The sequence below is a fragment of the Stutzerimonas azotifigens genome (genome assembly GCF_013522725.1).
Lineage (GTDB): Bacteria > Pseudomonadota > Gammaproteobacteria > Pseudomonadales > Pseudomonadaceae > Stutzerimonas > Stutzerimonas azotifigens_A.
On record NZ_JAAMRF010000005.1, the window covers coordinates 159,936 to 173,152 of the forward strand.

Here is a 13,217-nt window from a genome sequence, read left to right on the forward strand (position 1 = left end):
GCACACGTTGCAGAAGGATAGTGCGTGCTGGGTTCCTCGCGTGAGCGAGGTATGCGTATCGGCCATGGCCGATACGGTGGGGGACAAGGGCCGCGACCTATTTTTAGATCCGTTGAGGCTTGCGTGTCGCGCTGGCTTTCTGGATGGGCAGGGTGCCCTTGCAATCGGGATAGTTGCGGCAGGACCAGAAAGGGCCGGCCTTTCCTGTGCGTTGACGGGTCGGACTGCCGCACAGCGGGCAAACAGGCCCCTCGGGTAGCTTGATAGCCAGTGTGGTACCGCGATACTGCTGAACAAGCAGGGTAATCCACATCGATTGCTTTTCGACGAAGGTATCCAGCGTCATGCTGCCGGCTTCGATCATGTCCAGAGCCTGTTCCCAGACGGCGGTGGTGCCGGGGTCTGTAATAGCTGCGGGCACCGTATTGATGAGTGTGCAAGCCGCCTCGGAGGCGCGCACGGCACGGCCTTTCTTGATCAGGTAACCGCGGTCGAGCAGACCTTTGATAATGCTGGCACGCGTGGCCTCGGTGCCGATGCGGGTGGTCTCTTTGAGCTTCTGCTTCAACCGCGGGTCGGTGACCAGCTTGGCGACGCCTTTCATGGCCTTGACCAAATCACCCTGGGTGTAAGGTTTTGGCGGCTGCGTCTTGAGTGACTTCAGATCGATGTGGCCAATCTGGCAGGGCAGCCCTTCGTGCATGGCTGGCAATACCTGGCTGCGCGGTGTCGACTCACGATCGGTATCGTCCGCTTCCGGTACGGCTAGCACTTGGTGCCAGCCGGGAATGATTACCTGCTTGCCGATGGCTTGCAGATATTGATCGCCGCACAGCAACTGGGCGGTCGTGCGGTCGAACTCGTGATGCGGCAGGAATTGCGCTAGGTAGTGTGCGCGGATCAGCTTGTAGACCGCGATCTCCTTGTCGCTCATTGCTGACAGGTTCGCCGGCTCCAGGGTGGGAATGATGCCGTGGTGGGCCGATACCTTGCTGTCGTTCCAAGCGCGTGAGCGTTGAGTAGGGTCAAGCTGGTCGAGCAAAGGGCAAAGGGTGGGATCGGTGGTGAGCACCGCATCGAGCACGGTCGGTACCTCAGCGAACATGCTTTCGGGCAGGTAACCAGAATCTGAACGCGGATAGGTCGTCGCTTTGTGCGTTTCGTAAAGAGCCTGGGCAATGTCCAGCGTCTCCTGCACGTCGAGGCCCAGCTGGCGTGAACACACTTCCTGCAGAGTGCCGAGGTCGAACGGCAGCGGTGGACATTCGCGCACACGCTCTGTTTCAGCCGAGACCACGTCCGCGCTGCCAGCAGCGCGCATGCGATTGGCAGCTTGTTGTGCCGCCGCCTGCTGCAGGCAGCGGCCTGCGGCATCGGTGCAGCCATCCGGCGCGATCCAGTTGGCAAGGAAGCAGTGCCCGCCAGCCGATAGTGCGACCTCGACGGTCCAGAACGGCACCGAGACGAAGCAGGCAATCTCGCGGTCGCGGGTTACCACCAGTGCCAGTGTCGGTGTCTGCACCCGCCCGACCGACAGTACACCGTCGTAGCCGGCCTGACGTCCGAGAAGTGTGAACAGGCGGCTCAGGTTCATGCCGATAAGCCAGTCTGCCCTCGACCGGGCGAGTGCCGCGTAGTACAGCGGCAGCGTCTCGTTCGATGGTTTCAGCGCACTCAGCGCCTTGCGAATGCTCGCCTCATTGAGCGCCGACAGCCATAGCCGCCGGATCGGTCCCCGGTAGACGCACAGGTCGAGGATCTCGCGGGCGATCATCTCGCCTTCGCGGTCCGCATCGGTTGCGATCACCAGCTCGCTGGCCTGGCCGACGAGCTGCTTGACGATCTTGAGTTGCGCTGCGGTTGCGGCCTTCGGCTCGACGCGCCAGTGCTCGGGAATGATAGGCAGCTGTTCAATAGACCAGCTCTTGTACTGCTCACCGTAGGCTTCCGGTGGTGCCGCTTCGATCAGGTGACCAATGCACCAGGTCACGACGATGCCCGCTCCGCTGTAGCAGCCGCTGCCGCGTTGGCTAGCGTTCAACACACGGGCGATGTCTTTGCCTTGGGAAGGTTTTTCGCACAAGAACACGCGCATGCAGCCTCCAAGCGTGGTCATCGAATGATCCTCAGCATTCCTGACAGGCGCACATGCGGCAGCAAACAACACGGAAAGGACGGAACACAGGTTGTAGCTGCGTTACTTAACAGTTGGGGAGTAGCGCGCTTGTAGTGTCGAGAGTTTGATTGCCAGAAGCTTCGTTCACGGGCGCGCTGGAGCTCAGTGGAACTCGGTGGAACTATCCCCTGGGGATAGTTCCACCGAGGTGTGCTGCGGGCATTATTCCGCAGGGTGGGACGGATCGCTGGCCTGTTTCTGGATCAGCGTTACCGCCTCAAGCCGGTACGGCAGGATGCCTATGCGACGGGCTTCGATCTTGAACGTCACGCGCTCGTTCTCGTCGGCGTCCTCCCATTCATCGCGCACCGTGCGACCTTCCACCAGTACGCGCATGCCTTTCTGATACAGCGTTTTCCAGTGCTCAGCATCGCGGTGCCACAGTTCCACGGGAGCCCAGTACCCACCGCGATCTTCATAGCCATCCTTGGTTGGAACCGGATTGTCGAAATACACGTTCAAGCGCAACAACCGTCGCGGCTCGTCGTTGCCGCTTGGAAACTCCCTGAACTCCGACGCTGAACCAATGTTGCCTTCGCCGACAAAGTGCGTGCTCATAGTGACTCCTTGGAGAAAGTGGTGCGGATGGACGCAGCGCTTCCAGGGATACGCTGCAGGTAAATCGATTCGGCTTGGGCCACCTTGCTGGCGCACTCGTGAGCCTGTCGGCCGAGCGTGTGTAGGAGGCTGATCTGCATGTTCAACACGATGCGCTGTACCTCCATGGCGTAGAGGTCATCAATCAGAGGGCCGGGTGTGGCGACGCTGGTGATCAGCGCCTGCCATAGCGCCACGCCCATGGCGGAGCGATCGGGCCTGCGCCAGCGTAGAAATGTGGTGCCTGCGCCAGTGGTCTGCTGGGCCAGTTCAACGGGAAGCAAGCGGAAGGGGTACGCGTTCGCCTGAGCAAGAACACGCCGCTGTGCCAACTCGATCAAGTCGTCGCGCAGCGTGTGGCAGTGGCTGGCCCAGGTCTCCATACTCCCCTTACCCTTAAAAGGCTGTAAAAGGCCTTTTAGAGAGGCTGCCTGTTCCAGTTTCTGGAAGTCCGCCTGTTCCAAAGGGTGAAAGCGACGAGCGGCCGCAGAGGTCGAGGAGGTCGTCATGCTGGGTTGTCCTCGTTTTCATCTACCGCAGCTGTCGGGCGATCGGCGTCCGCTACCGGGAAGTCGTCGGCGCTGGCGTCCTCTGTTCCCTGGTGTGCGGAGGCGGCCAGTGCCGAGCGACGGATAATCGGTGGTGCGTAGCGGGAACGCAGAGTGCCTTCGAGCACGTTCTGCGGCAGTTCGCCAAGTTTCTCAATGGCTGCTCTGGCTGCGGCATTCTTGGCAGCGAAGTCATCCCTGGTGCAACCCGAGTAGCGGTGCTGCTGTGCCAGCGAGAACAGGCTACGCAGTGCGTGAGCCCCTTCGTTGAGCCAGCGCTCAAGCGTGCTGCGATCAATCAGGGCGGTGTGGTGGGCCAGGATCAGCTTGCGCGCCAGGTCGTCGTAATCGGCCAGCAAGTAGACCGCGAGGAAGCCGAGCTGCGCGCTTACGAACAGCGGCAGCTTCACCGGCTGCACGTTCATGTTCTCGCCCAGCGATAGTGATGGCGGCACGTCGGCCAAGGCCCGGTCCACCTGTTCACGTAACGTCTGCAACGTCTCCTTTGTCTGCGTCAGCTTTTCCTCAACCCTCAGCATCCACCAGTCCGAATAGGGGTCGTCCTGCTCGGAGCCGCGCTTGATCTTGTTGGCGATGGCGATGAAACCGTTCAGACCAACGATGCCTGGTTTTCCTTCGCTGGGCGCTCGACCGTGCCAGATGCGCGAGGCGTGATGGGTGTGCAGCGTCAGCGACATTGCACTGCGCAGCGAGCCCAGATTTAGTTGCAAGGTTTTGTCGGTGGACATGAGGACGACTCGCGGTAGAGGAACGAGTCGCCAGCTTGAGCTGCGCACGGAAGGCGGTCAGTCAACAAACGGCACCTGATGCAGGCGGGTTATTCGAGCGGAAGGCTGCCTGTTGCAACTATCCCCTGGGGATAATGCCAAGGGGGTCCAAGCACGTTACCCAGCCGCTATTTTTTGTTTAGCAGGGCGTGCAGATGGGCGAGGTGTGCCTGGACGACTTCGGGGTTCGCCGGTTGAGCAAGTGGCGCTGGGGGCGGGACGGTGGCAACGGCAATGCTCTGACCTTGTCCTGCCCACGCTTTGAATTCGCCGCGGATTGCGGCCTGGATAATGCCGAACAGATAGCCCGCAGGTTTGCGCACCTCGCTACTGCGGCAGCGCGCGGCCCACTCGTCGAGCACGGCTTGCCGCATTTCGGCTTCCACTTGCTGCAACGCCACCAGCGCGCCGGCCTGCTGTTCATCCTTCAACGCAAGGAAACTCTCAGGCAGTTGCAGGCCCTGGAGCTCGCGTGTGCGCGGTACAGTACGATTTATACGATTACTGAGTACTTCAGTACGGTCTTGCTTCGGATGCCGAAGAGGGCCGGTTTTGCTGACATGCGAGCCTGCTGCGGAATCCGAAGACGGCGGTTTTTCATTCCGAAGAAGGACATCGCAGCCTTCTTCGGATTCGACGGAGGTCTGCTCTTGTGGGTAACTTTCTCGTCCGGACATGTTGCCCTGGGCCATGCGTTGCGCAAGCACCTGCAGGCGCGTCGGTAGGACACGGTCGCTGAGCATCGGGTCTTCGGTGAGTTCCTGGATGGTGTGGTAGCCAACCCGTTGGATCGCCTTGCTGGCGTGGTTGAGTGCGTGACTCAACAGCCCGAGGTATTCGGGATCAAGCTGCATGGCCTCGTAAGGTGTGAGTGGCTCATCGTGCAGGACGTAAAGGTTGCCCTTTATGCGGCCGGTCTTGGGATCGCGCCGTCGGCGCACGAGACTGAGCCAGCGTGTAAGACGCAGGAGTGTAAGTGCGCGTGCCACTGTTTCGTGAGATGCCTGCTCGGAGCAGGGCGTTGATGCCAGATAGGGGCGGAGCTGATCGTAAGTCGGGAACGCCGTGACCCCATCTTCGTTGAGCAGGAGTCGAAATACCTGCCAGGCGTTGCGTTCCAGCGGCGTCAAACGGCGGTCGAGAAACAGTCTACGGGGTACGCTTTCATGGCGATTGCCGCTGTATATGAATCCATCGCTGGCTGGATTGCTGTTCTTGGTGGGAGCTAGGTGCTGCAGGGCGTCGTCGAGCAGCGTTGAAAGAGCGGCAGGGCCTGCCGGCGAGATCATGGCCTTACACCAGGCCTTGATCGATCCAGCTTCCTATTGCCGCCCAGATCACGGACATGGGCAAAGATAGGGCTTCGGCCAGATCCATCGTCAGCTCCAGCATCGTGCTGTCGTCACTCAGCTCGAAGTTGCGCTCTGTAATACCAGCCTTCCACTGCTTCCATAGAATTATCTCCTGATCTTCATTCAGAACCGGATGTCGCCCTCGGCGTTTGGGCAGCCCGATGATGTCGCGGCGCAGGGCGACTTCCTGGTGGGTCAGCCCGTAGAATTTGCTGACCATCTCGGTGCTGGCCCCCAAGCGCAACATACGATCTACCGTGGCGATCTCACGCTCTATGTCGTTCATCTGGCCGACCAAGCGCCAGAGAACGTCCGTATTCACCGTCACAGAACACCAAGGCACCTGGGCATTAGCCAACAAACTCACCAGGGCGGGGTGTTTCAGTACGTCCAGTTCCCGCTCGCTGAAGCCCATCGACAGGCAACGGCGAAGTTGGCCGTTACGCAGATCATGCAGAGCCTGAGCGACGACAGCTTGATTGAGCGGATGAGGTGTCGACATGGTTCTCTCCGGCCTGTTTCAGTGGTCGGGCTTATCTGGATTGGCCTCCAGATCCAGAAGCCGGCGTGCCAGCCGGACCAGACGGAAAAACTTTACCAAGCCGTCGTCGCTCAGGCGGGGGAGGACTTTTGTGTCCCTGGCATCGGTTCCCAGAAAAAGCGCTCCCAAGCTGTCGTCCAAGTGCAGAACAGCCTTACCGGGTTCGGCCGAGTGTGGGGTACTCAATGCATGCAACAACGCCAACACCATGCGGGCGAACAAGGGCGGCGAAACGCTCTGTTCGTGCGGAGTGCAGGTGAAACCTATGCCAGCCTTGTCCGCTTCGATGTAATTGGCCAGCTCAGCTTCCTCAGCGATCTCTTGGGCGAATTGCGCAATGTGGATGCGCAGCCGATCTGGTGACTCCAGTCCAGGCTCGATGTACCAGACGTCGCTGATAGGGAACAGTCCACCGGCTTGAACGGGAATTGCCTGCAGCACGTTGTCCGTGAAGGTCGGCAGAGGCTCGCCGGTGTGGTTGGCAACCAGCTGCTGGATGGTCTGTAGCCGCTCCGTGCTGTCGGCGGGGGAGATGATGTGGCTCTGTAGACGCGCTTCGGTATCCCCTTCATTAATGACGGCATTTGTCTCCGCTATCTGCATCGGCGAGGGTTGGGCAATAGTGTCATTGGATGTTGCAACTGGAGCGTCTGCTGCAGCGCTATCGTTTCGAGTCGAAGTCGGCGGGTGAATGGGCGTAGTGTCGGTTTTGATTACGGTGTCGACGGTCGTGGCTTCGACTGGCAGCAGGGGTGGGCTATTCACCGCACGCTGGCGATGTTCGATGCTGTCGACGTCAAGCTCGAGCACGTTGTAGTCGATACCAAGCAGCTCCGACATGTGGCCGATAAGTTCGTCTTGGACCCGGTCGCCCGAAAAGGTGCCTGGCTGTTCGTCGAACGGTGCCAGGACATCATGGAATAGCGTCTCGAATTCAATGTTTAACGACTGCCCGCCCGCATATTTTTCCCAGGTGAGTTCGGAGGCTTTACGCAGCACGGCCAACCGTTCGACTTGATGCCGTCCGAGCCCGTTGTAAAGCACGCTGGGAATGGAGGGCAGAAGGTAGCGCACGGTGTCTTGCATGCGGCTGATGTGGGACTGCGGAACTGGGAATCCATCGGCGCTGAGGCGGCGGGCGAGTTCCGACTGGGACAGCGACTTGCCGCTTTCCTGCTCGTAGAGCTCGCGGGCTTTTTCAACACCGAGCGCGCGCTCGATGAATGTCAGTCTGCCGTGCAGCTCGTTTTCCGCTAGGTGCCCAGTCAGCGCGATGATCTCGCCGCGCTCTGGCCACGGACGAAACAGGCACAGAATACGGAAGAAACTTTCACTCTTGGTCTCGGACCATAGTTCGCGTAGGACGGCGAGCCGGGTATTGCCGCCGTTACGAATGATGAAGTGGTCGGCACCGGGGCGTCGGGTTATCGGGGGTGGGGCATCGAGGCCCCGCTCACGGATGGACGCTTTTATTTCGTCGTAGAGCGGGTTGCGTGTCAGGCGTGGATCAAGTTCATAGGGATGCAGGTCGTCGAGTGTGACAACCATTGGCGTCTCGGCGATAGGATCACTCAATGCCCGTGCTGCTGGACCTGAGTGGGAAAACCCGTCGGCCATCAGTTTGCCGGCCATTTCTTGCAAAGAGACATTAGTCATTCCGGCCTCCCTGCTGGTGGCGACCGGCGCTGGCGCCTCTAAGCGTTTGGCGTGCTCGAATATCGCTTGTTGTTGAGCTGGTGAAGATCGGCGGTAAGCTCGGCTTCACGAACTTCAGCAGTCCTTCCGGCGTTCGGTGGACTTCCCAGCCCTCACTCAAAGCGAACTCAATCAGCAGCAGTAACCGCTTATGACCGTGGCAGAGTTCATTAGCGCTCGACATGTGAACGCCTCCTGTTAAGTCGGCCGCTCACGCAGGCAAGCTGCTCTTGCCACTGCGGGCAAAGTTCGCGTGCGAGCGCACGCATGGTCTCCAGGGCCGCCGGTGCTTGGCGCCCGGTCGGGCGTCGGTGTTCGATCGTGTGTACGGGTTGACTCGACGTTGCGGCACGGGGGAACGCCTCGATGGCGGGTATCTCGGTGTGCAGTATCTGTACCTCGTCACTCTCGCGAAAAATCAGCCGTAGAGTCTGCTGAACTAACTTTGCGTTCGACGAGATGGTCGGTACGCGGTTGAGCAGCAAACGCAGTGGCGGAGGCTGGATACCCAAGCGGCGGTAGGGTGCGATTGCATCGACAAGCTGCAGTGTTCCTCGCTGCAGCTCCCGGGCTGCCAGAGTTTCGGGGGTGATAGGGGAGACAGCTAGATCAGCCGCGAGCATGGCCATCTCTAGCATGATGCTGCGCGCGCCCTGTGTATCGATCACCACCAGGTCGTAGTGTTGTCTGAATAGCTGCAGCAAGTTGCGCAGGCGCAGGCGCCCATCCGCTGCGTGCAGCAATAGCGTTCCCAGCTGTTGGTGCTCGTCATTGGACAGCACCACATCCAGACCTTTGATGGTCGTGTGCGATACCAACTGCGGTAGTGCTTGTTCATTAAATGCCAGCAGTTCGTAGATGCCGCCAGCGGCGCGGTGGGTGAGTTCGTAGTAGGACGATAAGGTGGGCTGCATGTCGAGGTCGATCAGCAGCACCCGCATACCAGCGTCAGCGATGAAGCCTCCCAGGTTGGCCGCGACGGTCGTTTTACCTACTCCGCCCTTCGTCGAAATGATGGCTATCACTTGCATGGCTCGCTCCTTGACCGTAGTGGAGTGGCGTCAAACGCGCTCTTTGATGCGTTCGGTGATCCAGCTGTCGATTTCGGCAGAGTCCCAGCCGACAGCTCGAATTCCCAGGCGCAAGGCCTTGGGGAATTTGCCTTCCTTCATCAAGTTATAGATATGCGCGCGCTTGAATCCGGTTTTGGCTTCAACTTCGGCGCGGCGGAGGATGCGGCGGTCCGCAACTGCTGTGTGTTCAGTAGACATTGTGGTCACTCCTTTATGCTTGGCAGCACTCGTAAGGCGTGGCTCGTAGTAAGCGAGCGTGACCCCGTTAGGGCATCAAACAATCGGTTTGTGCTGACCACCGGATTCATCGAAATGGCGCTTGGCTGTTCCGATTTCCTACTACGTGATGGTGAACACCACCAAGGCAACCCGCAGGCGATGCACTATTGGTAGCGTGACCGTGCCAATCAAGATTAAAAAATTAGCGGACCCGCTCGGCGGAGTTAGCGGATTAATAGATTGATATCTGTTGCTATTCAGCTGACGGAAAACGTCATGCGAAGAAAGACCGATTTTCACATGCTGCTGAGAGAGCTGAGAAAAGGCCGGTTTTTACGAAGTGACAGGCTTGTAAGGCGCATGCTTACTGAGCTGCTTTCTCGGAGAACAACTTCTCAGACCATCCCTGGAAAGGTCCATGGAGGAAAATTGTCCGGTCGGCCCCTTGTGGTCCAGGTAGTTATTCCGCGATAGCGTGACTTTTGTGGTCAAGCAAGTGACGAAAACAACATGGCCCAAGCAATGACCGCTGTAGCCAGACTGTCTCAATTGCGGAAGTTATTTAGATAGCAATCAGCTCACCAATTTGCTGGGCACGTTTGATGAACCTGCTCAGCTCTTCAGATGGCGGCTGATCAAGCATGGTAATGAATGTTGGTGTGCATGGAACATCATCAGTGACGGGGCGAACGATAACGTCTGGGTGACTATACAAGGTTATTTGCGACGCCAATCCGACGCCAATGCCGTAACCCGAAGCCACGAGCATCATCATTGGTTCATGCCCCGAGACATATTCGGCCACCGCAGGAAAAGGCAATGTGTACTCGTGGAACCAGCGGCGAATGACATCGTGCCCGCCTGAGCAAAGCTCGGGATGGCAAAGAACCAGCGCGTGTCGAGCAACCTCTTGGAGAGGAATTTTTTCAAGAGCAAGGAGCGGATGGTTCCTGGGAATTGCGATCGCAGGGCGGTCTGTCCAGACGACTTCTTTAACGTATCCATTGTTGAGTTCGGTGTGCACAGTGAATCCAGCGTCAATCTGGTCGTGCCCTAGCGCATTGTTCATCTCCTTGACCGTCATTTCGATGATTCTCACCTCAGTAAGAGGTTCTTCCTCACGGCAGCGGGCCAACAATCGTGTCAATCGAGGTTGGGCGAGCCCGTCGGCCAGGCCTATGCGCAGTCGGCCCCGGTAGCCTCGCGCTGCCGCACTCACGCGAGTCCGCGCGCCCTCCATGAAAGTAAGCATTCTCCGGGCTTCCTCTCGGAAAACCTCACCCGCCCACGTCAAACAAATGCGCCCTCTGGCGCGCTGGAACAAGCGAACCCCCAAGTCCGTTTCCAGTTCCTTGATGGCCCGGGATAGAGGGGAGGGTTCGATATGGACTCTGGCAGCTGCACGCGAATAGCTCAGTTCCTCCGCGACGACCAAGAAGTAATGAAGATGGCGCATCCTCATGTTGGTTTTCTCCTTACGGTGTTGCGGTTCTCACCAATGAACCGGCGCAGTAGAGGCGGGAAACCATCTCGTGACGATTCGTGATCGGGTTTTCGTCGGGGATTCCGCTTCGCGTTTTGTGATCTAAAGACCAGACATCGAAGCAATGGGAATTTGCGACGCTCAGCATTAAATGATCGTGCTATCTGGCGGGATTGAGTGCTGCGTCTCACATGAAGGCCATTATGAGGTGCTCGGCGGAGGCAGGTGACGCTCAGCGGAGAAGCGCCCTACAGCCGCTGCAGGTGGCTGGGTTGTTAACCAGGCGAAGGACTATCTCGAAAGAAAATTGGCGGGGGGCTTGCCTGCCTGTTCGAACAAGTCCATAATTGTGTCCGTTGCTTAGGCAGCAGTTGCGGAAAATCCTTTTAAATCAAAAGGTTGTGGGCTAGGCTCTAGTCTCGTTTCCCGCTCCAGTTTGTTGACGCTGACGCCGCAGTATGCGGCGTCTTCGTTTTGAGGCCGGTTGGCAGAGTGGTTATGCAGCGGATTGCAAATCCGTGTACGCCGGTTCGATTCCGACATCGGCCTCCATCATTAAAGCCCTGTAGATCATTGATCTTCAGGGCTTTTTTGTTCCCGTCCCGGGTTGTATCCAAACCGCTACGCGGTTGCATGGGTGGGAGAGGGTGGTTATAGTCCTGCGCGCCGCGAGCTGCTGACGCGGCATGCCCGAGTGGTGAAACTGGTAGACACAGGGGACTTGAATCAATTTGAGCCCTCCGGAGGAAACTCCAGAGGTGAAGCCCGTCAAATTCGGCGAACGCCCTGGATGCTCAACGCGTCCGAGCCAACGCCGAGCCAAGCCCGAATGCGAAAGCGTTGGGAAGGTGTAGAGAGCAGACGGCGGGCACCTAAGGCGTCAGGCTAAGGTGAAGGCGTGCTCCAGACCACGAACAGCGTCCACGCTGGCGGCGAAAGCCGAAGTGGTAAGAAAATCCCCCGACTTAACCGTCGTGCCGGTTCGATTCCGGCCTCGGGCACCAACATCGAAGCCGCCTCTGTCCAAGCAGAGGCGGCTTTTTCCGTTGTATGGGCATAGAAAACGGGCCGTGAGGCCCGTTTTGTTTAGGCAGAAGCGGAGGTGCGGACTGGCTTAGACTGGCGAGAATAGACTGAGCGGCTGCCTGTGCCAGCCATCGTTACGCCAAGCGTTGGCATTCATATAGGAAGGAACTGCATCCCTGTAGACGCGGCCAGAGCAGATATAACGAGTGCGCTTTGGAGGCTGGTTTCATGAGCGATGCGTTTTCCTACGTGGCCATCATCACCGCCGTCGTCATCATCCTGCTGGATCTATGGGCCATCGTCAGCGTGTTCCGCAGCGACCGAGGCGTTGGTCCGAAGGCGCTTTGGGCCATCGGTATCTCGCTGTTTCCCATCATTGGTCTGATCGTCTGGGCCATTGCCGGGCCGAGGGCGGTCAAGGCCGGTCCCGTCTGGCGTAGCCCCGACCCTTGAGCGGTCTTGATCGAAGGCTCTGCCTCTTTCACGTGTTCGTCCGAAAACGTAAAGGTGAGGCGACTCGCAACACGAACGCCAGCGGACAGTTAGCCGGTCAGCGCCGACGTGCTGCCAGCGTCGCCGCGGTAGACAGATGGCATCGCCCGGATCACTCTATGGCGCCCGCGAAGACCCGGCTCCGATCCAGGTGGCGGTCGACAGATCCGAGCTGATGCGTACCGTTTATTAGCGCGCTGCGAACCCCCCGGGCGTTCGGTGGTCGTAGCCTCTAGATTCGGCCTCCTGCGCAGATTTGCTCATCTCGAAAGGCGTCGGCCGGTCACCGCAAGGCAGCTGTACCTGTCGTTCAAGCGGCACATCGATTGGAACCATATCCATCAAGGACTCAGTATGATCAAGAAATGCCTTTTTCCCGCGGCCGGATACGGTACCCGCTTCCTGCCAGCCACCAAGGCAATGCCCAAGGAAATGCTGCCGGTGGTCAACAAGCCCCTGATTCAATATGGGGTCGAGGAAGCGCTGGAGGCAGGGCTGAACCAGATCGCGATCGTTACCGGGCGGGGCAAGCGTTCGCTGGAAGATCACTTCGACATCAGCTACGAGCTGGAACACCAGATCCGCAATACCGACAAGGAAAAATACCTGGTCGGTATCCGCAAGCTCATCGATGAATGCAGCTTCTCCTATACCCGCCAAGTTGAAATGAAAGGTCTGGGGCATGCCATTCTCAGCGGTCGTCCGCTGATCGGCGACGAGCCGTTCGCCGTGGTGCTGGCTGACGACCTCTGCATCAATCTCGAGGGTGACAGCGTCCTGGCGCAGATGGTCAAACTGTACAACCAGTTCCGCTGCTCCATCGTCGCCATCCAGGAAGTGCCACCGGAAGAGACCAGCAAGTACGGCGTGATCGCCGGCGAGATGATCCGCGACGACATCTTCCGCGTCAGCCACATGGTCGAAAAACCCAAGCCTGAAGACGCACCGTCGAACATGGCGATCATCGGCCGCTACATCCTGACGCCGGACATCTTCGAGCTGATCGAGCAGACCGAGCCGGGCAAGGGCGGGGAAATCCAGATCACCGATGCACTGATGCGCCAGGCCAAGGACGGTTGCGTGCTGGCCTACAAGTTCAAGGGCCAGCGCTTCGACTGCGGCAGTGCAGAGGGTTATATCGCCGCCACCAACTTCTGCTACGAGCACTTCTACCAGACCGGCAAGGCGTTCTAAGCGCTTCGGCTGCAACGGCAAAGCCGCCTTCGG

12 protein-coding genes and 1 tRNA gene are annotated in these 13,217 nt (G+C 58.9%); 3 read left to right on the plus strand and 10 right to left on the minus strand.

What is annotated here, in order from left to right; translation table 11 throughout:
- Positions 1–103: 103 nt before the first annotated feature.
- The 10 genes from G7026_RS11540 to G7026_RS11585 form a co-directional block, all read right to left on the minus strand.
- A complete protein-coding gene (locus G7026_RS11540) occupies positions 104–2,095 on the minus strand; it encodes a DNA topoisomerase III (RefSeq protein ID WP_181071211.1) in 1,992 nt (663 codons plus the stop codon).
- A 243-nt stretch (positions 2,096–2,338) separates the two neighbouring features.
- Positions 2,339–2,734 carry a single-stranded DNA-binding protein gene (locus G7026_RS11545; RefSeq protein WP_181070891.1) on the minus strand — a complete coding sequence of 132 codons (396 nt, stop codon included), beginning with the start codon at positions 2,732–2,734 and terminating at the stop codon, positions 2,339–2,341.
- The gene (locus tag G7026_RS11550; protein ID WP_181070892.1) at positions 2,731–3,282 is read right to left on the minus strand and encodes a DUF3158 family protein; all 552 of its coding nucleotides are present in this window, start codon (positions 3,280–3,282) and stop codon (positions 2,731–2,733) included. Before G7026_RS11550 ends, G7026_RS11545 begins: the two co-directional genes overlap by 4 nt.
- The gene (locus G7026_RS11555) at positions 3,279–4,070 is read right to left on the minus strand and encodes a PFL_4669 family integrating conjugative element protein (RefSeq protein ID WP_219858406.1); all 792 of its coding nucleotides are present in this window, start codon (positions 4,068–4,070) and stop codon (positions 3,279–3,281) included. Before G7026_RS11555 ends, G7026_RS11550 begins: the two co-directional genes overlap by 4 nt.
- A gap of 167 nt (positions 4,071–4,237) precedes the next feature.
- A complete protein-coding gene (locus tag G7026_RS11560) occupies positions 4,238–5,398 on the minus strand; it encodes an STY4528 family pathogenicity island replication protein (protein ID WP_181070893.1) in 1,161 nt (386 codons plus the stop codon).
- Positions 5,399–5,402: 4 nt separating this feature from the next.
- The gene (locus tag G7026_RS11565) at positions 5,403–5,963 is read right to left on the minus strand and encodes a DUF2857 domain-containing protein (protein ID WP_181070895.1); all 561 of its coding nucleotides are present in this window, start codon (positions 5,961–5,963) and stop codon (positions 5,403–5,405) included.
- Positions 5,964–5,981: 18 nt separating this feature from the next.
- The gene (locus G7026_RS11570) at positions 5,982–7,658 is read right to left on the minus strand and encodes a ParB family protein (RefSeq protein ID WP_181070897.1); all 1,677 of its coding nucleotides are present in this window, start codon (positions 7,656–7,658) and stop codon (positions 5,982–5,984) included.
- A 209-nt stretch (positions 7,659–7,867) separates the two neighbouring features.
- Positions 7,868–8,728: a ParA family protein gene (locus tag G7026_RS11575; RefSeq protein WP_181070899.1), complete on the minus strand. Its 861-nt coding sequence runs from the start codon at positions 8,726–8,728 to the stop codon at positions 7,868–7,870.
- A gap of 30 nt (positions 8,729–8,758) precedes the next feature.
- Positions 8,759–8,968 carry an AlpA family transcriptional regulator gene (locus G7026_RS11580; RefSeq protein ID WP_181070901.1) on the minus strand — a complete coding sequence of 70 codons (210 nt, stop codon included), beginning with the start codon at positions 8,966–8,968 and terminating at the stop codon, positions 8,759–8,761.
- Positions 8,969–9,551: 583 nt separating this feature from the next.
- A complete protein-coding gene (locus G7026_RS11585) occupies positions 9,552–10,451 on the minus strand; it encodes a LysR family transcriptional regulator (protein WP_181070903.1) in 900 nt (299 codons plus the stop codon).
- Between the two features lie 499 nt (positions 10,452–10,950).
- Between G7026_RS11585 and G7026_RS11590 the strand changes: the two genes are divergently transcribed.
- The 3 genes from G7026_RS11590 (at position 10,951) to galU (ending at position 13,184) form a co-directional block, all read left to right on the plus strand.
- Positions 10,951–11,024: transfer RNA gene (locus G7026_RS11590), tRNA-Cys, on the plus strand.
- A gap of 702 nt (positions 11,025–11,726) precedes the next feature.
- Complete coding sequence (locus G7026_RS11595) at positions 11,727–11,951, plus strand: PLD nuclease N-terminal domain-containing protein (protein ID WP_181070905.1); 225 nt, start codon at positions 11,727–11,729, stop codon at positions 11,949–11,951.
- A gap of 393 nt (positions 11,952–12,344) precedes the next feature.
- Positions 12,345–13,184, plus strand: a complete 840-nt coding sequence (galU, locus tag G7026_RS11600) for a UTP--glucose-1-phosphate uridylyltransferase GalU (RefSeq protein ID WP_181070907.1) — start codon at positions 12,345–12,347, stop codon at positions 13,182–13,184.
- The last annotated feature ends 33 nt before the right edge of the window (positions 13,185–13,217 follow it).

Coding starts and splice junctions, on each gene's coding strand:
- G7026_RS11545 (WP_181070891.1), bottom strand. CDS start 2,734: ATGAGCACGCACTTTGTCGGCGAAGGCAACATTGGTTCAGCGTCGGAG.
- galU (WP_181070907.1), top strand. CDS start 12,345: ATGATCAAGAAATGCCTTTTTCCCGCGGCCGGATACGGTACCCGCTTC.
- G7026_RS11585 (WP_181070903.1), bottom strand. CDS start 10,451: ATGAGGATGCGCCATCTTCATTACTTCTTGGTCGTCGCGGAGGAACTG.
- G7026_RS11560 (WP_181070893.1), bottom strand. CDS start 5,398: ATGATCTCGCCGGCAGGCCCTGCCGCTCTTTCAACGCTGCTCGACGAC.
- G7026_RS11565 (WP_181070895.1), bottom strand. CDS start 5,963: ATGTCGACACCTCATCCGCTCAATCAAGCTGTCGTCGCTCAGGCTCTG.
- G7026_RS11555 (WP_219858406.1), bottom strand. CDS start 4,070: ATGTCCACCGACAAAACCTTGCAACTAAATCTGGGCTCGCTGCGCAGT.
- G7026_RS11575 (WP_181070899.1), bottom strand. CDS start 8,728: ATGCAAGTGATAGCCATCATTTCGACGAAGGGCGGAGTAGGTAAAACG.
- G7026_RS11580 (WP_181070901.1), bottom strand. CDS start 8,968: ATGTCTACTGAACACACAGCAGTTGCGGACCGCCGCATCCTCCGCCGC.
- G7026_RS11540 (WP_181071211.1), bottom strand. CDS start 2,095: ATGCGCGTGTTCTTGTGCGAAAAACCTTCCCAAGGCAAAGACATCGCC.
- G7026_RS11570 (WP_181070897.1), bottom strand. CDS start 7,658: ATGACTAATGTCTCTTTGCAAGAAATGGCCGGCAAACTGATGGCCGAC.
- G7026_RS11595 (WP_181070905.1), top strand. CDS start 11,727: ATGAGCGATGCGTTTTCCTACGTGGCCATCATCACCGCCGTCGTCATC.
- G7026_RS11550 (WP_181070892.1), bottom strand. CDS start 3,282: ATGACGACCTCCTCGACCTCTGCGGCCGCTCGTCGCTTTCACCCTTTG.